Origin of the sequence: Blautia massiliensis (ex Durand et al. 2017) (genome assembly GCF_051861785.1) — a bacterium.
Classification (GTDB): Bacteria; Bacillota; Clostridia; order Lachnospirales; family Lachnospiraceae; genus Blautia_A; species Blautia_A luti_A.
This window is the reverse complement of the sequence record NZ_CP146725.1, coordinates 3,056,774-3,081,018: the sequence shown is the minus strand read 5'-3', so window position 1 is coordinate 3,081,018 and position 24,245 is coordinate 3,056,774. Positions and strand designations below refer to the sequence as shown.

Sequence of the window (24,245 nt, the reverse complement as noted above, 5' to 3'; positions counted from 1 at the left end):
AAAGCGATACAAACAGTATTTCCAATGTCAGTATAAAACGTCGCATCATCTCAGGCAACAAAAAAATGCACAAGACGTAAAGGAAAACATTTCCTCGCTGCTTTCCTTTTTATCTTCTGCAAATTTATCATATCCGGGAACCTGTCCCAAACCATTCCTATATTGTTTCTGTCCGGTAATACCAAAAGTCCCACCGACCATGTTTATCATCCTTTCGTATACGTGTAGTCGTATTTCATACATTACCGATTGTACGCTAAAAAAGGATAATAATCAAGTTAATCCTCTTCTTCCTCGTCATATTCCTGCTGAAGCCTCAGATATTCATCATATTTCTCGTGTGCATTCCGATTATAGGATCGGGAGATCGGTATTACATGCTCTCCGATATGGAAGCTGTCATTTTCAGCTCCTGTGACCCGTTCCATATTTACGATAAAGCTCTGATGACACCGCAAAAATGTACCGTCGTCAAGCTGTTTGTGAAGTCTTCTCGCATCCGTCTGCATATCATCACAAATGGCAATGGTCATCATCGTCATATTTATGTATCCCCTTTTACTCCATCGTTGTTACTTTTTGTTCTATATATTATACCATGATTTGTTATTCAAATTATGATATCTTAATGTAATTTATGGTCGAAAACCCACCATTTATGCATTTTTTCGAGTTTTTTAGAATATTAAAAAAGGACATCTGCATTTCTGCAAATGTCCTTTAAATCGGTCAGAAGTAAATTATACAAGCTCGATAAGAACTTCCATTGCTGCATCGCCTTTACGCTGTCCGATCTTAACGATTCTTGTGTAACCACCGTTACGATCTGCGTATTTCGGAGCGATCTCGCTGAACATCTTGTCAACCATGTCAACTTCTTTTGTATTTTTCTTTCTGCCAGCGCCCTTAGCAGGAACCTCTGTTACAGGATAGAAAACTTTCATCATCTCACGACGTGCATGAAGTCTGGAAGGAGCATCTTTCTTGATCTCTTTCTGAACTTCATCATAAACTGTTTTCTTTTTGCCGTCTACGACTTCTTTTACACGTTTTCCGTCAGCATCTTTACGAGCAACCTTAGCTGTTACTGTAACTGTCTCGAAATTGTCTTTCTCACGTACAGCCATAGCGATAAGTCCCTCAGCGATCTTACGGATCTCTTTAGCCTTAGCTTCTGTTGTCACGATCTTTCCGTGATGAAGAAGGTTTGTAACCTGATTTCTGAGAAGTGCTTTTCTCTGGTTAGATGTTCTACTTAATTTTCTATATTTTGCCATTTTATTATCCTCCATCTGTGGGACACCAGGACATGCTTGTTCGGTCTTACTGCCCTGCTGCTGACACCCCACTCATTACTCTGTTTCCGGATTATTCCTCTGTAGGCTGGAGCTGAAGTCCCAGCTCTTTGAGTTTTGCAAGTACTTCCTCTAAGGATTTGCGGCCCAGATTACGAACCTTCATCATATCGTCAGAAGTCTTGTTGCATAATTCTTCAACCGTATTGATACCGGCTCTCTTAAGGCAGTTGTAGGAACGAACAGAGAGCTCAAGCTCATCAATGCTCATCTCCAGAACCTTTTCCTTCTCATTGTCTTCTTTCTCGATCATAACCTCTGCGGTCTTAGCATTCTCGGAAAGATCAATGAACAGGCTTAAATGCTCGCTGAGAACCTTCGCTGCAAGGCTGACTGCCTCATCCGGATCAAGTGTTCCATTGGTATATACATCCAGTGTAAGCTTGTCGAAGTCAGTTACCTGACCAACTCGTGTATTCTCTACGATCATGTTAACTCTGTCTACCGGTGTGTAGATCGCATCCACTGCGATCATACCGATCGGCATGTCATCGGTTTTGCCTTTGTCTGCACTGATATAGCCACGTCCCTTGGTAATGGTAAGCTCCATGGCCAGTCTGCAGTCTTTTCCACCGTTCAGGGTTGCAATCACCTGATCCGGGTTCATGATCTCAATATCCTGATCTGCCTGGATATCAGCTGCTGTAACAACACCTTTGCCCTCACACTCAATGTATGCGGTCTTCGGCTCATTATCACTGCTGTGATTCTTAATGGCAAGAGATTTCAGATTCATGATGATTTCGGTCACATCTTCCTTCACGCCCGGAATGGAGCTGAATTCATGAAGTACACCATCGATCTTCACCTGGCTTACTGCAGCTCCCGGAAGGGAGGACAGCATAATTCTTCTTAAAGAATTGCCAAGGGTAGTACCATAACCTCTTTCCAGAGGCTCTACAACGAATCTTCCAAACTTCTTATCTTCGGATATTTCGGTAATTTCGATTTTTGGTTTATTGAAATCAAACACTATAAGGTTCCCTCCTTCTGGGTTAATCAACATTCGAGGGTATTACCAATTTTTATAACTGTAGACACAGTAAACAGTTACTAATTATTTAGAATACAGCTCGACGATAAGCATCTCGTTTACAGGAACATCGATCTGCTCTCTTGTAGGAAGCTCTTTAACTACACCCTTCAGGTTCTCCTGATCAACGTCGATCCACTCCGGAACAAGTCTTCCGCCAGTGATCTCAAGGATTCCTTTATATCTCTCAGAGCCTTTGCTCTTCTCTCTGATCTCAATTGTGTCTCCTGCTTTGCACAGGTAGGACGGAATGTTTACACATTTTCCGTTAACAAGTACGTGCTTGTGATCTACGATCTGACGAGCCTCTCTTCTTGTTCTGGCAAATCCCATACGGAAAACGATGTTGTCAAGTCTGCTCTCAAGCATAACCATAAGGTTCTCACCTGTCTGGCCCTGCATTCTGTCGGCTTTCTTGTAGTAGTTACGGAAAGGTTTCTCAAGAACTCCGTAGATAAATTTTGCTTTCTGTTTCTCTTTTAACTGAAGACCATACTCAGACACCTTGCGGTTTGCACGTTTTAACTGTCTTGTGGACTTCTTATCAATTCCTAAGTAAATCGGATCCAGGCCAAGGGATCTGCATCTTTTCAGAACAGGTACTCTATTTACTGCCATTTCAACTACCTCCTAATTAGACTCTTCTGCGTTTTGGTGGACGGCATCCGTTGTGAGGAACCGGAGTTACGTCACGAATGCTGGTTACTTCAAGTCCGCATGCCTGAAGCGCACGGATTGCAGCTTCACGGCCTGAGCCCGGGCCTTTTACCATAACGTCTACTGTTTTTAATCCATGAATTAAAGCAGCCTTTGTTGCAGTCTCTGCTGCCATCTGTGCTGCATAAGGGGTAGATTTCCTTGAACCTTTAAATCCAAGACCACCGGCACTTGCCCATGAAAGAGCGTTTCCTTCGTTATCTGTCAGTGTGACGATTGTATTGTTGAAGGAAGACTGAATGTGTGCCTGTCCGTGTTCAACGTTTTTCTTGACACGACGTTTTGTCGTTTTCTTTGTAACTTTTGCCATTTTAAAACTAACCTACACTTTCCTTTTATTGAAATTAATTAGTTATATCTATAAATTATTTCTTCTTGTTTGCAACAGTTCTCTTCGGTCCCTTGCGAGTTCTCGCATTTGTCTTAGTCTTCTGACCACGAACCGGGAGTCCTTTACGATGACGGATACCTCTGTAGCATCCAATCTCCTGCAGTCTCTTGATGTTAAGGGCGATTTCCCTTCTCAGATCACCTTCTACTGTCATTGTCTCATCAATAACAGCACTCAGTCTCTTAACCTCGTCATCAGTCAGATCTCTGACACGTGTGTCAGGATTAACCTCTGCTTTAGCAAGAATTTTGTCTGCGCTTGGTCTACCAATTCCATAAATGTAGGTAAGACCGATTTCAATACGTTTCTCTCTTGGTAAGTCTACACCAGCTATACGAGCCATGTACTGTTTCCTCCATTTTCTGTTTCTGAAAGTTCCGCATATCGTATGTCACTTGCTCTCGCAAGGTGAAATGGGACATATCGACCTGCCGCTTTCTTTTCTAGTTTCCTAATTGGGGTGCCTCGGTAAAACACCCAGCTGTAATTGGCGAATCACAGCCTTTCCGAAATTGCGGATCTTAACCGCTGTTGCCTCTCGGTATTAGGCAATACATGCTTATTATCTGTTCAGTAGAACAACCCTGCCGGGTGTTTCATACTGCAGCCGCACGTTTCACAAACATTCCAAAGAAGTTCCGATATGGAAATCAACCCTGACGCTGTTTGTGCTTCGGGTTCTCACAGATGATTCTGATGGATCCCTTTCTCTTAATGACCTTGCACTTCTCGCAGATCGGCTTTACAGATGATCTTACTTTCACTGGAAATCCTCCTTCCGTAAATTAGTCTCATATCTGCAGTTTCACAGGCGCACTCATACACAGTATTTGCGCGCTTGAAATATATACTAACACCTGTTTTCCTGAAATGCAAGAAAAAATTTAAAAAATTTTTGATTTTTTTTACAGGCTGTATTATAATGGGTGGCAAAGTCCGGCAGACATATGGAATCTGCCTATTTTAATGAAAGGAATCTTTACATATGCATACGGAAATGAAATATCGTTTTCTGATACATTACACCTTATCTTTTATCGGTGGATACCTGGGGCTTTATGCCATTGTGTCAAGAGCTGATCTTTTCGGCAATGCCCAGACAGCCAATCTTCTTGGTGTTGTGCGGGATCTCATAGGCAGGAATTTTTCGGATATGCTTCTGCGTGTGGGTGCGCTTCTCATATATATGGCTGCTGTTATCCTTACGGTCTGGATCCCAGAGCATTTTTCCGCAGATCTTCGTTTTATCAGTATCGGGATCGATATCTCTGCGATCCTGCTCCTGGGATTCTTTCCTTCCGAAATGTCTCCGGTTGTGGCTCTTTACCCCGTGTTCTTTGCAATGCCTTTCCAGTGGTGTACCTTCAAGGCTCCCGGCGGATATAACAGCTCCACGATCTTTTCCACCAACAACCTCCGCCAGTTCACCACAGCTGTCACTCAGTTCCTTATAAAAAAGGACAGCGCACAGTGCGATAAAGCAAAATTCTACGGAATGACGCTGCTTTCTTTTCATACAGGTGCAGCTTTGTCTCTGATCCTGTATATGACCTGCAGTCTCTCAGGCGTATGGCTCTGTCTGGTTCCTTCCTTCTATGCTGTATGGCTGATCAGTACAGACCGGAATACCGCAGCCGATGCACCGGCAGTTACCCGAAGCACAGCTTCTGACGGCAGCAGCTTCAGGAATCTTTCCTATAAGAAAAAAGAAGCCTGACTTTATTTTAGCTTTGATAAAATAAGAGGAAATGTGATCTGTTTTTACACTGTCACATTTCCTTTTTTGTTTACGCGTAAGCCCCTCTGACGCTTACAGCTTATATGCGTTCGAAATCCAGTATCATGATTTTGAATGGCCGCAAATTGATTTCATCTATATTTCTCATACTATCTTTATAACATATCAATATGCTCTGTAACTTGTTTAAACATTCCGTGGTATTTACATTGCACTTACCGGAAAAATCTTTTATAATTATTTCAGAAATCATAAATCCTGCTATATATTTTTGACCGAACATGAATGGAGAATTGAAATGCCCAAAAGTATTTACGAAGATATCTATAAAGATCTGAAAATGAAAATAGAGGACAACACCTTTGCCTATCAGGAGCTTCTGCCTTCCGAAAACACTCTGATCCAGACTTACGGCTGCTCCCGCAATACCCTGCGACGTGCGGTCAGTCTTCTTGTCAGTGACGGCTATGTACAGACCATGCAGGGAAAAGGTGTCCGCAATATCTACCGTCCAAACGAGAAGACTGCTTTCACCATCGGAGAGATCGAAACCTTCAAGGAATCTGCTGCAAGGAACGGTCAGAATGCCCATACGGAGGTGGCTCTTTTTACAGAGCTTTATATCAGCAAAAATCAGTCAGCTTATACAGGATTTCCCGCTGGTGCAGAAGTATATTATATTCAGCGTATCCATTATCTTGAAGATATCCCGCTGATCATCAACCATAATTATTTTCTGAAGGAATCCGTTCCCGGCCTTACTGCCGAGATTGCCAGTCATTCTATCTATGAATATCTGGAACAGGTGCTTCATATGACTATTGTCAACAGCAAACGTATCATGACTGTGGAAAAGGTTACAGAAATTGATGAAAAATATCTTCATCTGAATGTAAAGGATTATAACTGCGTGGCTGTGGTGTCCAGCCAGACTTATAACAGTGACGGTGTGATGTTTGAGTATACCCAGTCACGGCACAGACCGGATCATTTTCGATTTTATGATAATGCCCTGCGCCGATGAGCCCGGCTCATAACTGCTTCGCAGCTATACGGTTATGAGCAGGTGACAAATGTGGCTCTCAAATAGCCGCCTGGATCTGTAGGGCCTGCATCTGTATAGATGCTGCAGTTTCCTATTTTCCAAAATTATGTTATACTGAAACGATCAACGGAGAGAGGAAATTTTATTTTTATGAAAAAACGAGAATCTTTTAACAGCCGCTGGGGGTTCATTCTGGCCTGCATCGGGTCTGCGGTTGGAATGGGAAATATCTGGATGTTTCCCACCAGAGTTTCCCTGTATGGCGGGGGATCGTTCCTGATCCCGTATTTTATTTTTGTGGCGCTGATCGGCTTTACCGGGGTGATCGGTGAGATGAGCTTTGGCCGCGGGACACGTTCCGGGCCCATTGACGCCTTCGGCATGGCCTGCGAAACCAGAGGCAGACGAAGGCTGGGCGAAACACTGGGCTGGATACCGGTGATCGGTGCACTGGCCATGGCTATCGGTTATACCGTTGTTATGGGATGGATCTTCCGATATATGCTCGGAGCCTTTACAGGCTCCACCCTGGCACCGGCAGATATTGAGTCCTTTGGCGCCAAATTCGGAGGCATGGCCTCTGCCTGGGGAAATAATCTCTGGCAGCTGGCTGCTCTTGTGATCTGCATGTTTATCCTGATGTACGGCGTTGGAAGCGGCATCGAAAAGGCCAATAAAGTGATGATGCCTATCTTCTTTATACTGTTTGTGATCCTTGGCATCTATGTTGCCTTTCAGCCGGGAGCTGCTGCCGGATACCGCTATATCTTCCGCGTGGAGCCGGAAGTTCTGGCAAAGCCTTCCACCTGGATCTTCGCACTTGGACAGGCATTTTTCTCCCTGTCTGTTGCAGGCAACGGTACACTGATCTACGGATCTTATCTTCCGGACAGCGAAGATATCCCTGCATCTGCTGCAAAGGTAGCACTTTTTGATACTCTGGCTGCTATGCTGGCAGCACTTGTTATCATTCCGGCCATGGCTACCACAGGTGCCAAGCTTGACCAGGGCGGTCCCGGACTTCTGTTCATCTACCTGCCGCACCTGATCAAAACCATGCCTGGCGGACGGATCATTGCCATCATCTTTTTCGTAGCTGTGTTCCTTGCAGGCATGACCTCGCTTATGAACCTTTATGAAGCTCCTATTGCCACAGTTCAGGAAAAAACAGGTCTTGGCCGGATCCCTTCCTGCATGGTGATCTCAGTGATCGGCGTTGTGGTTTCGCTTCTTATCCAGGGCATTGTTTCTGACTGGATGGATGTGCTTTCCATCTATATCTGTCCTCTCGGCGCAGGACTTGCAGGGATCATGTTCTTCTGGATCTTCGGCCGGAGCTATGTGGAAAGCCAGATCAGCAAAGGCCGTGAGAAACCATTCACGAAATATTTTTATCCGGTGTGTAAATATCTTTATATTCCGGTGTGCTTTCTGGTGCTGATCCTTGGTGTTGTGCTGGGCGGGATCGGATGATAAGGTGATAGCATAAGTAAAATAAAAAATTATCTGCATAAACAAATCCCCCGAAAAATGATTTTTTAATCATTTCCGAGGGATTTTTATGTTTTATCTTATAATATTCGTAAAACCAGGATTTTCGATTTGCTGCATATCCTGAATACACTCACTTCACAGTTTGTCAACACGTTTAAGTTTTACACTGATTTCCAATTATTCTGCATCTTCCGTATCTTTATCATCTGAACTCTCAGCTGCTGTCTCTTTTGTGAGTGATAAACTCCACTTCAAATTCTTTTTCTGCAGAAAAGGCAAAAAAAGACCCGGCAGCTTAACGCCACCAGGTCGTCTTTTACAATATTTCTTATTTATCTCTCCAGATGATTCTTCCTTTGGAAAGATCATACGGAGAAAGTTCGATCGTTACTTTATCTCCCGGGAGAATACGGATAAAATTCATACGGAGCTTGCCACTGATATGTGCAAGTACCACATGTTTGTTTTCCAGTTCCACTTTAAACATCGCATTAGGCAGTTTCTCCAGAACAGTGCCTTCTACTTCGATCACATCTGCTTTTGACATTTTTTACCTCCTATGTCATGACAACAATTGCTGCTTACAGATTCGTAAGCGTCAGAATCTCTGGTTCCCCATCGGTGATGAGGATCGTGTTTTCATAATGGGCGGAAAGTGAACCATCCATGGTTACCACTGTCCACTCATCGTCCAGCCATGCCACGTCCGCACGACCAAGGTTGATCATGGGCTCGACGGCCAGGGTCATTCCCGGAAGGAGCTTGATGCCCCTGCGCTTCTGCGGGAAGTTTGGAATCTGCGGATCCTCATGAAGATGAGTTCCGATTCCATGTCCTACAAGGTCACGTACAATACCGTAACGGTATTTCGCTGCGTGGGCTCCGATGGCTTTGGAAATATCATTTAAATGATTTCCGGCTTTTGCCATTTTCAGTCCTTCAAAAAAGCACTCTCTTGTAACCTTAATGAGCTGCTGTGCTTCTTTGGATACTTCACCTACCGCATAGGTACGTGCTGCGTCAGAATGGTAGCCCTTATAAATCAGGCCGGCGTCGATCTTAACCAGATCCCCGTCCTGGATGATCTTCTCCTCGGATGGAATTCCATGCACAACCTCATCATTCAGGCTGATGCAGAAAGAAGCCGGAAAACCTCCGTAGTTCAGAAAGTTCGGAATACAGCCCATAGACCGGATCATTTCTTCTCCGATCTTATCAATCTCTTTGGTGCTGACACCCGGTTTGATGTAAGGGATCAGACCGTCATGCACCTTCTCAAGAAGATGGCCTGCTTCTCTCATAAGTTCGATTTCATGCTGTGTCTTAATTGTTACGGACATTCTTATTCTCCTAAGATGTCAACGATCTCCTGGAATACCTCATTCAGATCCCTGGTTCCGTCTACCGTCTTCAAAACACCCTGTGTGGTGTAATAGTCAATCAATGGCTGTGTCTGCTCATGATAAACATTCAGACGCTTCTGGACTGTTTCCGGCTTGTCATCATCACGGAGTACAAGCTTGTCACCACAGGTATCGCAGACCCCCTCTGTCTTCGGTGCTGCAAATACAACGTGATAAGTTGCACCGCATTTCACACATGCACGGCGTCCGCTCATACGTTTCACGATGTTATCATCCGGCACATCCACATCAATCGCATAGTCAATTTTGCTTCCAAGTTTGTTCAGAGCCTCTGTCAGGCATTCTGCCTGCGGAATGGTTCTCGGGAAACCATCCAGAACATACCCTTCCCTTGCGTCATCCTGCTGGATTCTGTCAACAACAAGGTCGCAGGTCAGTTCATCCGGAACAAGAAGTCCCTGATCCATGTAAGTTTTTGCTTTGTTTCCAAGCTCGGTACCGTTTTTGATGTTAGCACGGAAAATATCTCCTGTGGAGATGTGCGGAATTCCATATTTCGCCGCAATTTTCTTAGCCTGAGTACCTTTACCTGCCCCCGGTGCACCCAACATAATAATTCTCATAGCATACCCTCCATTTTCCTGTTTTCTGCCTGATCTTCAGACAGTCCTGTTTACAAATCAAGGCTGCGACACTTTCGCACCGCAACCTTCATTTTCAATTAGTTCAGGAAGCCTTTGTAATTACGTACAAGCAGCTGAGATTCCACCTGCTTAACGGTCTCCAGGATAACACCTACGATGATGATGATAGATGTACCGCCGAAGGAAACATCCGCACCGAACACACCGTTGAAGAAGAACGGTATAACGGCCACGATAACAAGACCTACTGCACCTATAAATATAATATAATTCAGGATTTTAGTCAAATAATCTGAAGTCGGTTTTCCCGGACGGATGCCTGGGATAAAACCGCCCTGCTTTTTGATATTATCGGCTACTTCCAACGGATTAAAGGTAATTGATGTATAGAAGTATGCGAAGAATACGCAAAGTACCACATACACGATCAGCCCCCAGCTGTACTGGATCTGACTTGGATTACACCAGTTATTGGAGGAAAGTCCTCTTAAGATCTCACTTCCGATGCCCGTTCCGTTTCCTTTGCCAGCGAACTGAGCAATGATCGACGGGAAAGACATGATAGAGGAAGCAAAAATAACCGGGATAACGCCGGCAGTATTTACCTTGAGCGGGATGTTTGTGGACTGACCGCCCATCATTTTACGTCCAACCATCTTTCTGGAATACTGAACCGGAATTCTTCTCTCTGCTCCGTTGAGGATAAGTACGAGCACTACAACAAACAGAATAATCACAGCAATGATGCAGGCTGCAAGCATTCCTTTTGCAATTGTTTTGCCCTTGACGAAGTTCTCATAAAGAAGGGACATATCACTCGGGATCCTGGACACGATATTGATAGTCAGGACGATGGAAATACCATTTCCAATGCCCTTCTCTGTAATACGCTCGCCCAGCCACATAAGCATTGCAGAACCCGCTGTTAAACTTGCAACAACTACGATTCCTTTAAGGAAGCTCATGTTCGGGATCATACCCTGACGTCCAAATCCGATTGCCATGGCAACAGACTCAAACAGAGCAAGACCAACCGTTACATAACGTGTGATTGCTGTAAGCTTTTTTCTTCCTTCTTCTCCGTCACGCTGCATCTCTTCCAGTGCCGGAACGGCAATGGTAAGAAGCTGAATGATAATGGAAGAAGTAATGTAAGGTGTGATGTTCAATGCGAAAATTGACATCTGAGTAAAGGAACCGCCGGTGAACGCATCAAAGAAATTGAATGCGTCACCGGTATTAGATTCAAACCACTGCTTAAAGAAGTCACTGTCGACTCCCGGTACAGGAAGCTGGGATCCGATTCTGATCACGAATATCATCCAGATCAGATAGAGAAGCTTTCTTCTCATTTCCTTTACTTTGAAAACACTCTTAAGAGTCTCAAACATTAGATCACCTCTACTGTACCACCAGCAGCTTCAATTTTTGTTTTTGCAGTCTCGCTGACAGCATTAACTTTAACATTAAGTTTTTTTGTAAGCTCGCCGTTTCCAAGGATCTTAACACCATCACCGATCTTGGAGATTGCACCGCTTGCAAGTAAGCTGTCAACTGTAACCTCTGCGCCATCCTCAAAACGATTGAGAACGTCTACATTGATTGCGATAATTTCTTTAGAGTTTCTGTTAGTGAAACCTCTCTTAGGAAGACGTCTGTATAAAGGCATCTGACCTCCCTCGAATCCCGGTTTCTTGTGTCCGGAACGAGCAAGCTGTCCTTTATGTCCTTTACCAGCAGTTTTGCCGTTTCCTGAACCATGTCCACGGCCTCTTCTGAAGTTATCGCTATGCTTGGAACCCTCTGCGGGTCTTAAGTTTGATAATTCCATTCTGGCACCTCCTTAATCTTCTACTTTTACCAGGTGCTGCACCTGCTGAATCATTCCTCTGGTTGCAGCGTTGTCTGGCATCTCAACTGTTTTATGCATCTTTGTAAGACCCATAGCTTTTACAGTTTTTTTGTGTTTCGGTACTGCACCGATCGGAGATTTTACCAGTGTAACCTTGATTGTATCTGCCATTTCCATATCCTCCTTAACCCAGAATCTCATCTACAGATTTTCCGCGGAGCTTTGCAACCTCTTCCGGAGTCTTTAACTGGCTCAGGCCTGCGATTGTTGCCAGAACTACGTTCTGTTTATTTCTGGAACCCATACATTTTGTACGGATGTTTTTGATACCTGCAAGCTCGATTACGGCACGTGCCGGGCCACCGGCGATAACTCCAGTACCTTCCGGAGCTCTCTTCAGAAGCATCTCAGCGCTTCCGAATTTTCCGACGAAGTCATGTGTAATGGAATTGTTCTCGTCTCTTGCAACAGTAACAAGCTTCTTCATAGCGTCCTCTTTACCTTTGCGGATCGCCTCCGGAATTTCTGCTGCTTTTCCTAAACCTGCACCAACGTGTCCATTGCCGTCACCTACAACAACTAAAGCTGTGAAACGGAAGTTACGACCACCTTTAACAACCTTGGTAACACGCTTGATTGATACTACTTTATCTTCTAACTCTAACTGACTAGCATCAATAAGATTACGTTTCATGTGTTCTTTTCCTCCTCTTAGAATTTCAGTCCAGCTTCTCTTGCTGCATCTGCCAGTGCTTTAACTTTTCCGTGGTAGATATATCCACCTCTGTCGAAAACAACGCTCTCGATACCAGCCTCAACAGCTTTTTTACCGATCACTGCTCCAACTTTTGCTGCAGCCTGTACATCATCAGTGTTCTCAAGCTCTGCTTTTACGTCCTTCTGGAGAGTAGAAGCGGATACTAAAGTTTTACCAACTGTGTCATCAATAATCTGTGCATAGATGTGCTTGTTGGAACGAAATACTGCCAGACGAGGAGTAGTTGCAGTTCCGTTTAAATGATGACGTAATCTTCTATGCTTCTTTTCGCGAATTTCGCTTCTGGATGCTTTGTTAATCATATTCTCACTCTCCTTAATTATTTCTTACCGGTCTTACCGACTTTACGTCTGATAACTTCGTCAACGTACTTGATTCCCTTGCCCTTGTATGGCTCAGGTCTTCTCTTGTCTCTGATCTCAGCTGCGTACTGGCCAACTTTTTCTTTGCTGATACCAGATACGATGATCTTGTTTCCGTCAACTGTGGACTCAAGACCTTCTGGATCTTCCATCTCTACCGGGTGAGAATATCCGAGGTTAAGTACAAGTTTCTTGCCCTGCTTAGCAGCTCTGTAACCAACACCGTTAACCTCAAGCTCTTTTTTGTATCCTTCGCTTACACCAACAACCATGTTGTGGATAAGGCTTCTTGTTAAGCCGTGAAGGGCTTTGATTCTCTTTAAGTCGTTCGGTCTTGTTACAACTACATGACCGTCTTCAACTTTGATCTCTAACTCTGTCGGGAGTGCTCTCTCAAGTGTTCCCTTAGGTCCTTTTACTGTTACAACGTTTCCATCTGCGACTGTAACCTCAACGCCAGCTGGAATTGCAACCGGAAGTCTTCCGATTCGTGACATAAATTTGTCCTCCTTACTTAGATTGTCGGAGAGGGCCCATGCCCTCTCTGTTTTCAGTTTAAAAGCTATATGACTGCTTCGTCAAGCGACCTTCGGCCTACCAAACGAATGCAAGTACCTCGCCACCAACCTGAAGCTTACGAGCCTCTTTGTCAGTGATAACGCCTTTGTTTGTGGAAAGGATTGCGATACCAAGTCCACCAAGAACCTTCGGAAGCTCATCCTTGCCTGCGTATACACGAAGACCTGGTTTGGAGATTCTCTTAAGTCCTGTGATGATCTTCTGGTTTTTGTCCTCACCATATTTCAGTGTGATGTGAAGAGTTTTAACAACTCCATCCTCAACCAGATCATATTTTGCGATGTATCCCTCATCTACAAGGATGTTTGCGATAGCAATTTTCATCTTGGATGCCGGTACGTCTACAGTGTCATGTTTTGCAGTATTTGCGTTACGGATTCTTGTAAGCATATCTGCGATCGGATCGCTCATTGTCATGTAAGTTTCCTCCTCTTTCTTCAGACTTTACATGTCGTGTGAATATTATTTAAATGATTAAAAAGTTGCTTTCGCCTCGGCCTACCAGGAAGCTTTCTTAACACCCGGGATCTGACCTTTGTATGCCAGCTCACGGAAGCAGATTCTGCAAATTCCGTATTTTCTCAGGTATGCATGTGGACGGCCACAGATTCTGCAGCGAGTATACTCTCTTGTGGAGAATTTAGCTTTACGCTGCTGTTTAATTTTCATTGCTGTCTTAGCCATGAATCTTTTCCTCCTATTTAGCAAATGGCATGTTGAATAATGTCAGTAATTCGCGTGCCTCTTCATCTGTTTTAGCAGTTGTAACGAAGATAACGTCCATTCCTCTTACTTTATCAACCTTATCGTACTCAACCTCTGGGAAGATCAGCTGCTCTTTGATACCAAGAGCATAGTTTCCTCTGCCGTCGAATGCGTTCGGGTTAACACCACGGAAGTCACGTACACGTGGAAGAGCAAGGTTGATAAGACGATCGGCGAACTCATACATCTTCTCGCCTCTCAGAGTAACTTTACATCCGATCGGCATACCCTCTCTGATTTTGAAGTTAGCGACAGATTTTTTAGCTTTTGTAGCGATTGCTTTCTGTCCTGTAACAAGTTCCATATCTGCGATTGCAGCGTCAAGAAGTTTAGCGTTCTCTTTTGCCTCGCCAACACCCATGTTAACAACGATTTTCTCGAGTTTTGGCACTTCCATTACGTTTTTGTATCCGAATTTCTTGGTCATGGCATCCATGATCTCGTTCTTGTAAAGATCTTTTAATCTACTCACCTTTATATGCCTCCTCTCTTAATTAATCGATTGTCTTTCCTGTTGCTTTGGCAACACGAACTTTTTTGTCTCCATCCATCTTGAATCCAACTCTTGTAGCTTTTCCGTCTACAACGAGCATTACGTTGGAAATATGAAGCGGAGCTTCTTTTGTCACGATTCCACCGTTCTGATTAGCTGCGGACGGTTTAGCGTGCTTTGTAACCATGTTTACGTTCTCAACAACTACTGTGTTGTCTTTTACGTTAACTGCAAGGACCTTTCCGTCCTTACCTTTATCTTTTCCAGCGATTACCTTTACAGTATCACCTTTTTTAATTTTCATAGCTGACATTCGGCACCCTCCTATAATACTTCCGGAGCTAAGGAAACGATCTTCATGAATTTCTTCTCACGAAGCTCTCTGGCAACTGGTCCAAAGATACGTGTTCCTCTCGGAGTTAAGTCATCCTTGATAATTACGGCAGCATTTTCATCAAAACGGATGTAAGATCCGTCTTTACGACGAGCGCCTTTTTTAGTTCTAACAACTACAGCTTTAACAACGTCACCTTTTTTAACAACGCCGCCTGGTGTTGCATCTTTAACCGTAGCAACGATTGTGTCACCGATGTTTGCATATCTTCTTGTAGAGCCGCCCATAACACGAATACAAAGGATTTCTTTTGCACCAGTGTTGTCGGCAACTTTCAGTCTAGTTTCCTGCTGAATCATACTGGTTTCCTCCTTATTTAGCTTTCTCTACGATCTCAACCAGTCTCCATCTCTTGTCCTTGGACAGCGGTCTGGTCTCCATTACCTTAACGGTATCTCCGATGTTGCACTCATTGTTCTCGTCATGAGCTTTTAATTTATATGTTCTCTTCACGATTTTTTTGTAAAGAGGATGTTTTACATGGTCTTCAATTGCAACTACGATGGTCTTATCCATTTTGTCGCTGATAACCTTACCCACGCGGGTTTTTCTCAGATTTCTTTCCACGATTATGTCCTCCTGTCCTATTTGGAAGCGTTTGCCTGCTCAGTGATTACTGTCTGGATTCTGGCAATATTTTTACGAACCTCTTTGATTCGTCCTGTATTGTCTAACTGGTTTGTTGCATTCTGAAATCTCAGATTGAAAAGCTCTTTTTTAGCAGCTACTAATTCTTCATTCAGTTCTGCAACTGACTTTGCTTTTAAATCTTCCACGAACTTATTAATTTTCACTGTTATCACCGCCTTCTAAGTCTGCACGAGAAACGATTTTACATTTACATGGTAACTTGTGCATTGCAAGACGTAATGCTTCACGGGCAACCTCTTCGGACACGCCTGCAATCTCAAACATAACACGACCTGGTTTTACTACTGCTACCCAGTACTCCAGAGCGCCTTTTCCGGAACCCATTCGAGTCTCAGCTGGTTTAGCTGTTACCGGTTTATCCGGGAAAATCTTAATCCAAACTTTACCGCCACGTTTGATGTAACGGGTCATAGCAACACGGGCTGCCTCGATCTGATTAGATCTGATCCAGCATGGCTCAGTAGCAACAAGACCGAAATCACCATAGTTGATAACATTGCCTCTAAGGGCTTTTCCTCTCATGGAGCCACGGAATTGTTTACGACGTTTTACTCTTTTTGGCATTAACATTATTTATCGCTCCCTTCCTTAGTTCCTTTTGTCGGAAGAATCTCACCATTGTAGATCCATGCCTTAACACCAACTTTACCGTATGTGGTGTCTGCTTCCGCAAAGCCATAGTCAATATCTGCACGAAGTGTCTGAAGCGGGATTGTTCCCTCGCTGTAGAACTCTGTACGAGCCATATCAGCTCCGCCGAGACGTCCGGATACGGAAGTCTTGATTCCCTTAGCGCCAGCCTTCATTGTTCTCTGCATTGTGGACTTCATAGCACGTCTGAAGGAAATACGGTTCTCAAGCTGAAGAGCAATGTTCTCAGCAACCAGCTGTGCATCTTTGTCCGGTCTCTTAACTTCTTTGATGTCAACGATAAGCTTCTTGTCTGTGTATTTCTGAAGCTCAGCTTTAACTTTCTCGATCTCTGCGCCGCCCTTACCGATTACGATACCAGGTTTTGCTGTGTAGATGATGATCTTAACTCTGTCAGATGCTCTCTCGATCTCGATTTTGGAAACACCTGCGCTGTATAATTTCTTTTTAAGGAATGTTCTGATGTTGTAGTCTTCTACCAGGTAGTCAGCAAACTTGTCTTCTGCATACCATCTGGAATCCCAATCCTTGATAACTCCGACTCTAAGGCCATGCGGATTAACTTTCTGTCCCATGCTTTTCCTCCTTACCTTTCATCAAGCACAACTGTGATATGGCTAGTTCTCTTCTCGATTCTGTAAGCTCTACCCTGTGCTCTCGGCTGAATTCTCTTCATTGTAGGTCCCTTATCTGCATAGCATGCTGCAACATAAAGGTTGTCTGCGTTCATTCCGTTGTTGTTCTCAGCGTTTGCTACTGCTGACTCAAGCAGTTTTTTAATCACGCTGGAAGCGTATCTCGGGTTGTATGTCAGGATACCAAGTGCTGTCTGTACATCTTTGCCACGGATCGCATCTAATACGTAGCAGGCTTTCTGAACAGAAATTCTTGCATAAGATAACTTTGCAGACGGCCTTGTCTCTCTATTATTCTCATTTCTGGCTCTCTTTATCTGGCTTCTATGTCCTTTTGCCATCTTAAAGTGCCTCCTTTCTCAAATTCGATATCTAAGTTATCTGCCAGCTGTCTTAAATTGACAGCGGGCAGTTATAAATCTGATGACTAGCGTACTCCGGACTTCTTCTCGTCTTTTCCGTGTCCTCTGTAAGTTCTTGTTGCAACGAACTCACCAAGTTTGTGTCCTACCATATCCTCTGTGATATATACCGGCACATGTTTTCTTCCGTCATGAACAGCGATTGTGTGTCCTACGAAAGACGGGAAGATTGTGGAACGGCGAGACCAAGTTTTGATTACGGATTTATCATTTGCAGCGTTAAGAGCGTCTACTTTTTTAAGTAAGCTCTGGTCTGCAAAAGGTCCTTTTTTCAGTGAACGAGACATGCTTTCTCCTCCTTATTATTTCGATAATGCTTTTCCATCGCGTCTTCTTACGATGTACTTGTTGGACTGTTTGTTTTTCTTTCTGGTCTTCAGGCCGAGAGCAGGTTTGCCCCACGGTGTGCAAGGACCTGGGCGTCCGATACCGGTCTTACCTTCACCACCACCATGCGGATGGTCATTCGGGTTCATTACGGAACCACGAACTGTAGGTCTGATACCCATGTTACGTTTACGTCCGGCTTTACCGATGTTAATAAGGTTGTGATCTCCGTTTCCGATTACACCAACAGTTGCGCGGCATACGATCGGAACCATTCTCATCTCACCGGAAGGAAGACGAAGTGTTGCGTACTTTCCTTCTTTAGCCATGAGCTGTGCGCCGTTTCCTGCAGAACGAACCATCTGTCCGCCTTTTCCAGGATGAAGCTCAATGTTGTGAACCATAGTACCAACCGGGATAAGCTCCAGTGGGAGGCAGTTTCCAACACGAACCTCAGCTTCCGGACCATTGTAAACCTTCTGGCCTACTTTAAGTCCCTCTGGAGCGAGGATGTAAGCTTTCTCGCCATCTGCGTAGCAGATCAGAGCGATGTTAGCTGTTCTGTTCGGATCGTACTCGATTGTTTTAACTGTTGCAGGGATTCCATCTTTTCTTCTCTTGAAGTCGATGATTCTGTATTTTCTTCTGCTTCCGCCACCCTGATGTCTTACAGTGATCTTACCCTGATTGTTACGTCCAGCGTTCTTCTTAAGGGAAGTAACGAGGGATTTCTCTGGTTTTGCAGCTGTAATCTCAGAGAAGTCGGAACCAGTCATATGTCTTCTTGACGGTGTATATGGGTTATAGCTTTTGATTCCCATGATGTTTCTCCTTTCGAATTTGTTCTCGTGCTTTCGTGCACATATTCGGACTTATCTGTTAATTAAAGTCCCTCAAAAATCTCGATATCTTTGCTCTCTTCTGTAAGAGCTACGATAGCTTTTTTAGTCTTAGCAGTTTTTCCAACTACCATTCCACGGCGTTTTTTCTTTCCATCACTGTTGATGGTGTTTACGCTCTTAACTTTTGTTCCCTCGAACATCTTCTCAACAGCCTCTTTGATCTGAGTTTTGTTAGCTTCCGGATGTACAAGGAATGTATATTTCTTCTCACCCATGTCTGCCATGGATTTCTCTGTGATAACCGGACGGATGATTACGTCATAGTACTGAATACTTGCCATTATGCGTATACCTCCTCGATAGATGCAACGGCATCCTTTGTAACAACTACGGTGTTGTGTTTCATAACATCGTATGTGTTGATTGTAGCCGGTGTTGCAGTTTCCACGTCAGCGATGTTTCTTGCGGAAAGAACTACGTTCTGATCGTTGTCAGCTGTGATTACAAGAGCTTTCTCTGCTTTCAGGTTTGTAAGAACCTTCTGCATCTCTTTTGTCTTAACCTCAGCAAGTGCAAGGCTGTCAACAACAACAAGTTTATTATCCTGAACCTTGGATGTCAGAGCGGATTTAAGAGCTGCTCTTCTTTCCTTCTTGTTCATTTTCACTTCATAATCTCTCGGAACCGGAGCGAATACAACACCGCCGCCTGTCCACTGTGGTGCACGGATGGAACCCTGTCTTGCATGACCTGTTCCTTTCTGTCTCCACGGTTTTCTTCCGCCGCCTCTTACCTCAGAACGAGTTTTCGCTTTCTGAGTTCCCTGACGGTTATTTGCAAGCTGACGAACAACTGCAAGATGAACGAGATGCTCGTTGATCTCAACGCCGAATACTGCGTCATTCAGCTCCATTGTGCCAACTTCATTGCCTTCCATATTATAAACAGTTACATTAGCCATTCTGATGCTCCTCCTTTCCTATTATAAGGACTTTACTGTCTCTTTGATTGTAACCAAAGATTTCTTAGGTCCTGGAACAGCACCCTTAACTAACAGTAAGTTATTTTCTGTATCTACACGTACGATCTCAAGATTCTGAACAGTTACCTGAACATGTCCCATGTGACCTGGCATATGTTTTCCTTTGAAAACCTTGCTCGGATCGGAGCAAGCGCCGTTGGAACCTGCATGACGATGATATTTAGAACCGTGAGCCATAGGTCCTCTGGACTGGCCATGTCTCTTGATGGCGCCCTGGAAGCCTTTACCTTTGGAAACTGCAGTAGCATCGATATGATCTCCTGCTGCAAAGATATCAGCCTTGATCTCCTGTCCAACCTCATACTCGCCGGCATTGTCAAATCTGAACTCTTTTACAAATCTCTTTACAGCTACACCAGCTTTGTCAAAGTGGCCTTTCTCCGGTTTGTTGACCAGTTTCTCTCTGATCTCGCCGAAGCCAACCTGAACTGATGTGTATCCATCGTTCTCCTCAGTTTTAACCTGAGTTACAACGCAAGGACCTGCCTGTAAAACAGTTACCGGAATTAACATTCCATCTTCATTGAAGATCTGAGTCATTCCGACTTTAGTAGCTAAAATAGCTTTCTTCATTTCTTTCTTCCTCCTTATAGCGGATTACCATTCGGTAATCATATAGTTAATGTCAAATGACATTATTAGCGGTTTTTCATCTTGATATCGATGTGAACACCAGCCGGCATTTCCAGTCTGGAAAGTGCATCTACTGTTTTCTGAGTTGGTGTCAGGATATCGATAAGTCTCTTATGTGTTCTCTGCTCAAACTGCTCTCTGGAATCTTTGTATTTATGAACAGCTCTTAAGATTGTAACAACCTCTTTCTTAGTAGGAAGCGGAACCGGTCCACTTACCATTGCTCCGTTCTTCTTTACTGTCTCGATGATCTTTGCTGCAGATGCATCAACGAGCTGATGATCATATGCCTTTAATGTGATTCTCATTACCTGATTTGCCATAAAAAAAGTCTCCTCCTATTCGTACTTATATAGCAGTACGACAAGCGGCGACTGTACACATCTCCGTGTGTGTCATGGTATATTTACACACACGTCCCATCCCAAGATGGTTATTGAACTTTGTACAGTGACTTGTCGTCAGTTTCCTAACTTGACATTCGCTCCACGGAAAACCTGCCAGTGTGGCAGCAACCTCGCGCTTCATAGCTATCAATGTCACAGCAAGGATTAGTATATACGATGATTCTTCAGAATGCAAGCCTTTTTTTTAATTTTTTTGATTTTTTTTAAAAAAGAAGAAAACGGCTCATTTCTGAACCATTTTCTTCTTATATAATAGGTACTTATTTTATTCTTCCATATCGTCCACATCACCACTGATGATATCCGAGTAATCAAACAGTGTAACCTTCGTGATGTCATCCTTAACGATATCCGGTGCATCACCGGCCTTCTTTACGCGGCTTGCAAGCTGCGCTGCGGAATAAGACGGCATCGCAAGGCTTCCAATGGTAACCGGCTCCTCTTCCTCTTCCGGAACCTCTTCGACCTTTCCGGCCGGATGCGGCTTTCTGTTTTCTTCAACCGTACGTTCTGCCATTTCCAGTCTGGAAAGCATATCTGCTTCTTCTGAAGTGGCTGCTGCAATCTCTTTCTTAAGTTCCGCATGAGCTTCACTTGTGGCAGTCTGTGCAGTCTGCTGTATGGCAGCCTTCTTTTTATTCTCCGAATAGTCTGCAACATCCTCTTCGTCAATCTCATCTACGAAACCGCCCGTACGGACCTTACGCTTATCTGCTTTTTTATTTTTGTGTTTTCGTGTCTTTTCTTCCTGAATGATCTCTTTTTCTTCTTCCTTCATTCTTCTGGCACGTGCTTTTTCTTCCTGCTTCAGTTCTTTCCTGGACTTCACATAACCCGGTTCCGGATCGTTCACATCTTCCTCAATATCATCCGGCTCTTTCTTCCAGAGCTCTGCGATCACATACAGGATGATCAGGAACAATACGACCAGACCAAGAATGATCAGGCCTTCAATACTTTCTGTAGCCACCATAAGATATCCCACATAGCCAATGGTAACTACAACTTTCGGAACATAATCTCCAACCTTAATGGTAAAAGTCTTTCCTCCGGAAACGGACTGATCTGTTACTGTTCCGGTTCCCTTGGAGGCATCGAGCTTGGTGATCGTATATTTATATGTCTCGGAATCTTTCTGTACAAGGATCGGAGTACCTGCGCTGATCGCAGAACTCTTCTCCGGGATCGCATATGTAACAGATCCGACTGGGAGGTTCGTTGCCTTATCGGATTTATCCACGATCACTGTTCTCACCCCGAAGAACGGCGGAAGAACAAGTCCCAGTACACAGATCAGTGTGCATATCACAACAAAATGTACGATAAATTTCAATACTTTTGACATAGGTAATCTTCCTCTTTCATATTTGTAGGTACTTTGAAGCGGAAAGGGATACAGCGGGAATCGGTCTTCCTTTCCGTCTGTATCCCTTTATATTCCACATCCGCAGGAATCTACCCTTTTCCGCGGACTGCTCTGTTCCAACGGATTACTGGTTGCTTAAATACTGTTCAATGCTCTCCATCGCTGCATTCTCATCATCACCGTTGGCAGACAGTGTAATCTCTTCTCCAGCGTCAAGTCCCAGAGTCATCATTCCCATAATGCTCTTTGCATTGACTCTTTTTTTGCCAATCTCAACATAAATTTCACTGTTAAACTGGCTTGCCACCTGAACAAGCTGTGCTACAGGTCTTGCCTCCAGTCCAGTGGATAAGTTGATAGTGATTGGTTTTTTAATCATAATAGCTCCTCCTTGTTCTCCCGCAGCTCATCTGCGATCTCACTCAGCTTGCGAAGCCGGTGATTCACACCTGATTTGCCCACCTGCGGATTCAACATCATGCCTAATTCTTTCAGCGTGGCATCCGGATACTGCAGTCTCAGCCTGGCTATCTGTGCCAGTCCATCGCTCAAACTCTCAAAACCGATAGTTCTGCTGATCAGCTGTATATCTTCCACCTGTCTCACTGCCGCATTTACCGTTTTATTGATATTCGCAGCCTCACAGTTCACCTTACGGTTTACCGTGTTACGCATTTCCTTAAGTATCCGGATGTTCTCCAGATCCATAAGGGCTACGTTCGCCTCCATGACTGCCAGCATGTCAACGATCTGCGCGCCTTCCTTCACATAGACCACATATGATTTCTTGCGCACCACAATTTTAGCTTCTACGTGAAAGCTGCGGATAATCCCCTGTAATTGTTCTGCTTTCCTGCTGTCCGGACACACGATCTCAAAATGATACCCTTTCTCTGGATCACTGATCGAACCGGACGACAAAAAAGTACCGCGAATAAATGCCCGCTTGCAACAGTTCATCTGAACCACAAGCGAATTATCCATTTCAAGTAAACCGGTTTTGTTATCCACAGAAAGCTTTGTCCCCTGCAGTACTTCCTCTGTTCTGGCAGGATCCGTAACCTCAACAAGATATACCTTACCCCGTTTGAGATGAGACCCTTCCCGGATAACAATCGCTGTCTCTATATTAAAGGTTTTTCGCAATAATGTAAAGCTTTTTCTTGCAACTGCTTCATTTTCTGTCTGGATCCACAGTTTTCTGTTTCCATCCGACATTTTTTCCACACGGCCGCAGCCACAGAGCAGTGCCGCCAGTTCTGCCACCTGACAGTGCCTGGCCAGACTAAGCTGTCCTGCAAGTTCCTCTTTGACTTTTCCTGAAAATGACATCCCGAACCCTCTTTTACTGTTTTCCTGCCACCCTTTTCATCGCGGCAGTTATTTTTTCAGAAGTCTGTCCTTCTCCGCATCCCTGTGCTCCAGGCGGATGCCGTATTCATCCGATTTGGAAAGCCTGAAAAAAAGTTCTCTGGCAATCGTAACAGAACGATGTTTTCCCCCTGTACATCCGATACCGATCACAAGGCTTGTTTTCCCTTCTTTAATGTAGTTAGGGATCAGAAAACGGATCATATCCTCCAGTTTGTCCGCGAAGGCTTTCGCCGTATCACTGGCCATCACATAATTGAACACTTCATCGTCAAGGCCTGTCAGAGGACGCAGTTCATCCACATAATAGGGATTGGGAAGAAATCGCACATCAAACACAAGATCTGCATCTGCCGGGATTCCATACTTAAAGCCGAAGGAAAGCACAGAGATCATGATATTGCTGAACTCTCTGTCATCCACAAAGATCTTTTCGATTTCCTGGCGAAGCTCCCTGGTAAGCAGATGGCTGGTATCAATGATATAATCCGCACGTTTCCGGAGAAATTTTGTTTTCTCACGTTCCAGGCGGATTCCCTCATCCACTCTCCCTGCTCTTGCCAGCGGGTGGCTTCTTCTGGATTCTTTATAGCGTTTTACAAGGACCGAATCCTCTGCATCCATAAACAGGATCTCGTAATCATACCCGGTCTGCTTCATACGGTCCAGAACTACTTCCAGTTCATCAAGGGCACTTCCGCTTCTGGCATCGATCCCCAGAGCCACATTTCTAACATTTTCGCTCTGCATCTCAGGAAGAAGGGAAGCAAATTTTTCCAGAAGCTGGATCGGAAGATTATCCACGCAGAAATATCCCATATCCTCCAACATTTTAAGTGCAGCTGTTTTTCCTGCTCCTGACACTCCTGTAACGATCACAAAACGCATAGTCTC

At 44.3% G+C, this 24,245-nt stretch carries 39 protein-coding genes; 3 read left to right on the top strand and 36 right to left on the bottom strand.

Annotation, left to right across the window (positions count from 1 at the left end; genetic code table 11):
• Positions 1–278 precede the first annotated feature (278 nt).
• From V9W66_RS14465 to rpmJ, 7 genes are all read right to left on the bottom strand, one after another.
• Entirely contained in the window at positions 279–542 is a 264-nt protein-coding gene (locus V9W66_RS14465) for a LytTR family transcriptional regulator DNA-binding domain-containing protein (RefSeq protein ID WP_144094281.1), read from the bottom strand.
• 198 nt (positions 543–740) lie between these two features.
• On the bottom strand, positions 741–1,277 hold the full coding sequence (locus V9W66_RS14460; RefSeq protein ID WP_021976084.1) for a bL17 family ribosomal protein: 537 nt from the start codon (positions 1,275–1,277) through the stop codon (positions 741–743).
• A 91-nt stretch (positions 1,278–1,368) separates the two neighbouring features.
• Positions 1,369–2,328, bottom strand: coding sequence for a DNA-directed RNA polymerase subunit alpha (locus tag V9W66_RS14455; protein ID WP_118513017.1), 960 nt, complete (start codon positions 2,326–2,328; stop codon positions 1,369–1,371).
• Between the two features lie 84 nt (positions 2,329–2,412).
• Positions 2,413–3,006 carry a 30S ribosomal protein S4 gene (rpsD, locus tag V9W66_RS14450; RefSeq protein WP_015526943.1) on the bottom strand — a complete coding sequence of 198 codons (594 nt, stop codon included), beginning with the start codon at positions 3,004–3,006 and terminating at the stop codon, positions 2,413–2,415.
• A gap of 16 nt (positions 3,007–3,022) precedes the next feature.
• Positions 3,023–3,415 carry a 30S ribosomal protein S11 gene (gene rpsK / locus V9W66_RS14445; protein WP_015526942.1) on the bottom strand — a complete coding sequence of 131 codons (393 nt, stop codon included), beginning with the start codon at positions 3,413–3,415 and terminating at the stop codon, positions 3,023–3,025.
• A 55-nt stretch (positions 3,416–3,470) separates the two neighbouring features.
• The gene (gene rpsM, locus V9W66_RS14440; protein ID WP_008707282.1) at positions 3,471–3,839 is read right to left on the bottom strand and encodes a 30S ribosomal protein S13; all 369 of its coding nucleotides are present in this window, start codon (positions 3,837–3,839) and stop codon (positions 3,471–3,473) included.
• A 307-nt stretch (positions 3,840–4,146) separates the two neighbouring features.
• Positions 4,147–4,260, bottom strand: coding sequence for a 50S ribosomal protein L36 (rpmJ, locus tag V9W66_RS14435; protein WP_003022746.1), 114 nt, complete (start codon positions 4,258–4,260; stop codon positions 4,147–4,149).
• A gap of 221 nt (positions 4,261–4,481) precedes the next feature.
• Here rpmJ and V9W66_RS14430 point away from each other — a divergent pair, with 221 nt between their 5' ends.
• The 3 genes from V9W66_RS14430 to V9W66_RS14420 all read left to right on the top strand — a co-directional run bounded on the left by V9W66_RS14430 (position 4,482) and on the right by V9W66_RS14420 (position 7,752).
• Complete coding sequence (locus V9W66_RS14430) at positions 4,482–5,213, top strand: YoaK family protein (RefSeq protein ID WP_144094282.1); 732 nt, start codon at positions 4,482–4,484, stop codon at positions 5,211–5,213.
• A gap of 319 nt (positions 5,214–5,532) precedes the next feature.
• A complete protein-coding gene (locus tag V9W66_RS14425) occupies positions 5,533–6,258 on the top strand; it encodes a UTRA domain-containing protein (RefSeq protein WP_144094283.1) in 726 nt (241 codons plus the stop codon).
• Between the two features lie 171 nt (positions 6,259–6,429).
• On the top strand, positions 6,430–7,752 hold the full coding sequence (locus tag V9W66_RS14420; RefSeq protein WP_144094284.1) for a sodium-dependent transporter: 1,323 nt from the start codon (positions 6,430–6,432) through the stop codon (positions 7,750–7,752).
• 349 nt (positions 7,753–8,101) lie between these two features.
• Here the strand turns inward: V9W66_RS14420 and infA are convergent, their stop codons facing one another.
• The 29 genes from infA to rapZ all read right to left on the bottom strand — a co-directional run bounded on the left by infA (position 8,102) and on the right by rapZ (position 24,239).
• Positions 8,102–8,320, bottom strand: coding sequence for a translation initiation factor IF-1 (gene infA / locus V9W66_RS14415; protein WP_005428560.1), 219 nt, complete (start codon positions 8,318–8,320; stop codon positions 8,102–8,104).
• A gap of 34 nt (positions 8,321–8,354) precedes the next feature.
• On the bottom strand, positions 8,355–9,113 hold the full coding sequence (gene map, locus V9W66_RS14410; RefSeq protein WP_015526936.1) for a type I methionyl aminopeptidase: 759 nt from the start codon (positions 9,111–9,113) through the stop codon (positions 8,355–8,357).
• A 2-nt stretch (positions 9,114–9,115) separates the two neighbouring features.
• A complete protein-coding gene (locus V9W66_RS14405; RefSeq protein WP_144094285.1) occupies positions 9,116–9,760 on the bottom strand; it encodes an adenylate kinase in 645 nt (214 codons plus the stop codon).
• A 98-nt stretch (positions 9,761–9,858) separates the two neighbouring features.
• Positions 9,859–11,172 (bottom strand): preprotein translocase subunit SecY, encoded by a 1,314-nt coding sequence (secY, locus tag V9W66_RS14400; protein ID WP_144094286.1) that lies wholly within the window; start codon positions 11,170–11,172, stop codon positions 9,859–9,861.
• Entirely contained in the window at positions 11,172–11,612 is a 441-nt protein-coding gene (gene rplO / locus V9W66_RS14395; protein WP_015526933.1) for a 50S ribosomal protein L15, read from the bottom strand. The genes secY and rplO overlap by 1 nt, the downstream gene beginning before the upstream one ends.
• Positions 11,613–11,624: 12 nt before the next feature.
• Positions 11,625–11,804: a 50S ribosomal protein L30 gene (rpmD, locus tag V9W66_RS14390; RefSeq protein WP_015526932.1), complete on the bottom strand. Its 180-nt coding sequence runs from the start codon at positions 11,802–11,804 to the stop codon at positions 11,625–11,627.
• Between the two features lie 13 nt (positions 11,805–11,817).
• Positions 11,818–12,327, bottom strand: coding sequence for a 30S ribosomal protein S5 (gene rpsE / locus V9W66_RS14385; protein ID WP_144094287.1), 510 nt, complete (start codon positions 12,325–12,327; stop codon positions 11,818–11,820).
• Positions 12,328–12,344: 17 nt separating this feature from the next.
• Entirely contained in the window at positions 12,345–12,713 is a 369-nt protein-coding gene (rplR, locus tag V9W66_RS14380; RefSeq protein ID WP_118513010.1) for a 50S ribosomal protein L18, read from the bottom strand.
• 17 nt (positions 12,714–12,730) lie between these two features.
• Positions 12,731–13,270, bottom strand: coding sequence for a 50S ribosomal protein L6 (gene rplF / locus V9W66_RS14375; protein WP_015526929.1), 540 nt, complete (start codon positions 13,268–13,270; stop codon positions 12,731–12,733).
• A gap of 97 nt (positions 13,271–13,367) precedes the next feature.
• Complete coding sequence (gene rpsH, locus V9W66_RS14370) at positions 13,368–13,769, bottom strand: 30S ribosomal protein S8 (RefSeq protein WP_015526928.1); 402 nt, start codon at positions 13,767–13,769, stop codon at positions 13,368–13,370.
• 81 nt (positions 13,770–13,850) lie between these two features.
• Positions 13,851–14,036 carry a type Z 30S ribosomal protein S14 gene (locus V9W66_RS14365; RefSeq protein WP_015526927.1) on the bottom strand — a complete coding sequence of 62 codons (186 nt, stop codon included), beginning with the start codon at positions 14,034–14,036 and terminating at the stop codon, positions 13,851–13,853.
• A gap of 13 nt (positions 14,037–14,049) precedes the next feature.
• Positions 14,050–14,589 carry a 50S ribosomal protein L5 gene (gene rplE / locus V9W66_RS14360; protein WP_021650765.1) on the bottom strand — a complete coding sequence of 180 codons (540 nt, stop codon included), beginning with the start codon at positions 14,587–14,589 and terminating at the stop codon, positions 14,050–14,052.
• A 22-nt stretch (positions 14,590–14,611) separates the two neighbouring features.
• The gene (gene rplX, locus V9W66_RS14355) at positions 14,612–14,923 is read right to left on the bottom strand and encodes a 50S ribosomal protein L24 (RefSeq protein ID WP_021650764.1); all 312 of its coding nucleotides are present in this window, start codon (positions 14,921–14,923) and stop codon (positions 14,612–14,614) included.
• A gap of 11 nt (positions 14,924–14,934) precedes the next feature.
• Positions 14,935–15,303, bottom strand: coding sequence for a 50S ribosomal protein L14 (rplN, locus tag V9W66_RS14350; protein WP_019162495.1), 369 nt, complete (start codon positions 15,301–15,303; stop codon positions 14,935–14,937).
• Between the two features lie 13 nt (positions 15,304–15,316).
• Positions 15,317–15,571 (bottom strand): 30S ribosomal protein S17, encoded by a 255-nt coding sequence (gene rpsQ, locus V9W66_RS14345; protein ID WP_021650763.1) that lies wholly within the window; start codon positions 15,569–15,571, stop codon positions 15,317–15,319.
• 17 nt (positions 15,572–15,588) lie between these two features.
• Complete coding sequence (rpmC, locus tag V9W66_RS14340) at positions 15,589–15,798, bottom strand: 50S ribosomal protein L29 (RefSeq protein WP_021650762.1); 210 nt, start codon at positions 15,796–15,798, stop codon at positions 15,589–15,591.
• Positions 15,788–16,225 (bottom strand): 50S ribosomal protein L16, encoded by a 438-nt coding sequence (gene rplP / locus V9W66_RS14335; protein WP_015526924.1) that lies wholly within the window; start codon positions 16,223–16,225, stop codon positions 15,788–15,790. Before rplP ends, rpmC begins: the two co-directional genes overlap by 11 nt.
• Positions 16,225–16,881, bottom strand: coding sequence for a 30S ribosomal protein S3 (gene rpsC, locus V9W66_RS14330; RefSeq protein WP_015526923.1), 657 nt, complete (start codon positions 16,879–16,881; stop codon positions 16,225–16,227). Before rpsC ends, rplP begins: the two co-directional genes overlap by 1 nt.
• 11 nt (positions 16,882–16,892) lie before the next feature.
• Positions 16,893–17,282 (bottom strand): 50S ribosomal protein L22, encoded by a 390-nt coding sequence (gene rplV, locus V9W66_RS14325; RefSeq protein WP_015526922.1) that lies wholly within the window; start codon positions 17,280–17,282, stop codon positions 16,893–16,895.
• An 86-nt stretch (positions 17,283–17,368) separates the two neighbouring features.
• Positions 17,369–17,650 (bottom strand): 30S ribosomal protein S19, encoded by a 282-nt coding sequence (gene rpsS, locus V9W66_RS14320; protein ID WP_015526921.1) that lies wholly within the window; start codon positions 17,648–17,650, stop codon positions 17,369–17,371.
• A 15-nt stretch (positions 17,651–17,665) separates the two neighbouring features.
• Positions 17,666–18,511 (bottom strand): 50S ribosomal protein L2, encoded by an 846-nt coding sequence (rplB, locus tag V9W66_RS14315; RefSeq protein ID WP_015526920.1) that lies wholly within the window; start codon positions 18,509–18,511, stop codon positions 17,666–17,668.
• Between the two features lie 62 nt (positions 18,512–18,573).
• Positions 18,574–18,873: a 50S ribosomal protein L23 gene (gene rplW, locus V9W66_RS14310; RefSeq protein WP_015526919.1), complete on the bottom strand. Its 300-nt coding sequence runs from the start codon at positions 18,871–18,873 to the stop codon at positions 18,574–18,576.
• Positions 18,873–19,493: a 50S ribosomal protein L4 gene (gene rplD, locus V9W66_RS14305; RefSeq protein ID WP_015526918.1), complete on the bottom strand. Its 621-nt coding sequence runs from the start codon at positions 19,491–19,493 to the stop codon at positions 18,873–18,875. Before rplD ends, rplW begins: the two co-directional genes overlap by 1 nt.
• Before the next feature lie 21 nt (positions 19,494–19,514).
• Positions 19,515–20,147, bottom strand: coding sequence for a 50S ribosomal protein L3 (gene rplC, locus V9W66_RS14300; protein WP_015526917.1), 633 nt, complete (start codon positions 20,145–20,147; stop codon positions 19,515–19,517).
• Positions 20,148–20,212: 65 nt separating this feature from the next.
• A complete protein-coding gene (gene rpsJ, locus V9W66_RS14295) occupies positions 20,213–20,530 on the bottom strand; it encodes a 30S ribosomal protein S10 (protein ID WP_015526916.1) in 318 nt (105 codons plus the stop codon).
• Positions 20,531–20,879: 349 nt separating this feature from the next.
• Positions 20,880–21,959, bottom strand: a complete 1,080-nt coding sequence (locus V9W66_RS14290; RefSeq protein ID WP_144094288.1) for a hypothetical protein — start codon at positions 21,957–21,959, stop codon at positions 20,880–20,882.
• A 145-nt stretch (positions 21,960–22,104) separates the two neighbouring features.
• The gene (locus tag V9W66_RS14285) at positions 22,105–22,359 is read right to left on the bottom strand and encodes an HPr family phosphocarrier protein (RefSeq protein ID WP_015526913.1); all 255 of its coding nucleotides are present in this window, start codon (positions 22,357–22,359) and stop codon (positions 22,105–22,107) included.
• Entirely contained in the window at positions 22,356–23,312 is a 957-nt protein-coding gene (whiA, locus tag V9W66_RS14280; protein WP_144094289.1) for a DNA-binding protein WhiA, read from the bottom strand. Before whiA ends, V9W66_RS14285 begins: the two co-directional genes overlap by 4 nt.
• Before the next feature lie 48 nt (positions 23,313–23,360).
• Positions 23,361–24,239 (bottom strand): RNase adapter RapZ, encoded by an 879-nt coding sequence (gene rapZ, locus V9W66_RS14275; protein ID WP_144094290.1) that lies wholly within the window; start codon positions 24,237–24,239, stop codon positions 23,361–23,363.
• Between the last annotated feature and the right edge of the window lie 6 nt (positions 24,240–24,245).

Excerpts from the sequence above, each read along its gene's own strand:
- rplP (WP_015526924.1), bottom strand. The coding sequence starts at position 16,225 with ATGTTAATGCCAAAAAGAGTAAAACGTCGTAAACAATTCCGTGGCTCC.
- rplX (WP_021650764.1), bottom strand. The coding sequence starts at position 14,923 with ATGTCAGCTATGAAAATTAAAAAAGGTGATACTGTAAAGGTAATCGCT.
- V9W66_RS14425 (WP_144094283.1), top strand. The coding sequence starts at position 5,533 with ATGCCCAAAAGTATTTACGAAGATATCTATAAAGATCTGAAAATGAAA.
- rpsD (WP_015526943.1), bottom strand. The coding sequence starts at position 3,006 with ATGGCAGTAAATAGAGTACCTGTTCTGAAAAGATGCAGATCCCTTGGC.
- rpsE (WP_144094287.1), bottom strand. The coding sequence starts at position 12,327 with ATGAAACGTAATCTTATTGATGCTAGTCAGTTAGAGTTAGAAGATAAA.
- rapZ (WP_144094290.1), bottom strand. The coding sequence starts at position 24,239 with ATGCGTTTTGTGATCGTTACAGGAGTGTCAGGAGCAGGAAAAACAGCT.
- rplV (WP_015526922.1), bottom strand. The coding sequence starts at position 17,282 with ATGGCAAAAGGACATAGAAGCCAGATAAAGAGAGCCAGAAATGAGAAT.
- rplR (WP_118513010.1), bottom strand. The coding sequence starts at position 12,713 with ATGATTAACAAAGCATCCAGAAGCGAAATTCGCGAAAAGAAGCATAGA.
- rplF (WP_015526929.1), bottom strand. The coding sequence starts at position 13,270 with ATGTCACGAATCGGAAGACTTCCGGTTGCAATTCCAGCTGGCGTTGAG.
- rplD (WP_015526918.1), bottom strand. The coding sequence starts at position 19,493 with ATGGCTAATGTAACTGTTTATAATATGGAAGGCAATGAAGTTGGCACA.
- V9W66_RS14430 (WP_144094282.1), top strand. The coding sequence starts at position 4,482 with ATGCATACGGAAATGAAATATCGTTTTCTGATACATTACACCTTATCT.
- whiA (WP_144094289.1), bottom strand. The coding sequence starts at position 23,312 with ATGTCATTTTCAGGAAAAGTCAAAGAGGAACTTGCAGGACAGCTTAGT.
- rplB (WP_015526920.1), bottom strand. The coding sequence starts at position 18,511 with ATGGGAATCAAAAGCTATAACCCATATACACCGTCAAGAAGACATATG.
- V9W66_RS14460 (WP_021976084.1), bottom strand. The coding sequence starts at position 1,277 with ATGGCAAAATATAGAAAATTAAGTAGAACATCTAACCAGAGAAAAGCA.
- V9W66_RS14420 (WP_144094284.1), top strand. The coding sequence starts at position 6,430 with ATGAAAAAACGAGAATCTTTTAACAGCCGCTGGGGGTTCATTCTGGCC.
- rpsJ (WP_015526916.1), bottom strand. The coding sequence starts at position 20,530 with ATGGCAAATCAGGTAATGAGAATCACATTAAAGGCATATGATCATCAG.
- secY (WP_144094286.1), bottom strand. The coding sequence starts at position 11,172 with ATGTTTGAGACTCTTAAGAGTGTTTTCAAAGTAAAGGAAATGAGAAGA.
- rpsK (WP_015526942.1), bottom strand. The coding sequence starts at position 3,415 with ATGGCAAAAGTTACAAAGAAAACGACAAAACGTCGTGTCAAGAAAAAC.
- rplC (WP_015526917.1), bottom strand. The coding sequence starts at position 20,147 with ATGAAGAAAGCTATTTTAGCTACTAAAGTCGGAATGACTCAGATCTTC.
- V9W66_RS14365 (WP_015526927.1), bottom strand. The coding sequence starts at position 14,036 with ATGGCTAAGACAGCAATGAAAATTAAACAGCAGCGTAAAGCTAAATTC.
- infA (WP_005428560.1), bottom strand. The coding sequence starts at position 8,320 with ATGTCAAAAGCAGATGTGATCGAAGTAGAAGGCACTGTTCTGGAGAAA.
- rpsH (WP_015526928.1), bottom strand. The coding sequence starts at position 13,769 with ATGACAATGAGCGATCCGATCGCAGATATGCTTACAAGAATCCGTAAC.
- rplW (WP_015526919.1), bottom strand. The coding sequence starts at position 18,873 with ATGGCAAGTATTCAGTACTATGACGTAATCATCCGTCCGGTTATCACA.
- rpsS (WP_015526921.1), bottom strand. The coding sequence starts at position 17,650 with ATGTCTCGTTCACTGAAAAAAGGACCTTTTGCAGACCAGAGCTTACTT.
- rpsM (WP_008707282.1), bottom strand. The coding sequence starts at position 3,839 with ATGGCTCGTATAGCTGGTGTAGACTTACCAAGAGAGAAACGTATTGAA.
- rpmD (WP_015526932.1), bottom strand. The coding sequence starts at position 11,804 with ATGGCAGATACAATCAAGGTTACACTGGTAAAATCTCCGATCGGTGCA.
- V9W66_RS14405 (WP_144094285.1), bottom strand. The coding sequence starts at position 9,760 with ATGAGAATTATTATGTTGGGTGCACCGGGGGCAGGTAAAGGTACTCAG.
- V9W66_RS14465 (WP_144094281.1), bottom strand. The coding sequence starts at position 542 with ATGACGATGATGACCATTGCCATTTGTGATGATATGCAGACGGATGCG.
- map (WP_015526936.1), bottom strand. The coding sequence starts at position 9,113 with ATGTCCGTAACAATTAAGACACAGCATGAAATCGAACTTATGAGAGAA.
- rpsC (WP_015526923.1), bottom strand. The coding sequence starts at position 16,881 with ATGGGACAGAAAGTTAATCCGCATGGCCTTAGAGTCGGAGTTATCAAG.
- V9W66_RS14290 (WP_144094288.1), bottom strand. The coding sequence starts at position 21,959 with ATGTCAAAAGTATTGAAATTTATCGTACATTTTGTTGTGATATGCACA.
- rplN (WP_019162495.1), bottom strand. The coding sequence starts at position 15,303 with ATGATTCAGCAGGAAACTAGACTGAAAGTTGCCGACAACACTGGTGCA.
- rplO (WP_015526933.1), bottom strand. The coding sequence starts at position 11,612 with ATGGAATTATCAAACTTAAGACCCGCAGAGGGTTCCAAGCATAGCGAT.
- V9W66_RS14285 (WP_015526913.1), bottom strand. The coding sequence starts at position 22,359 with ATGATTAAAAAACCAATCACTATCAACTTATCCACTGGACTGGAGGCA.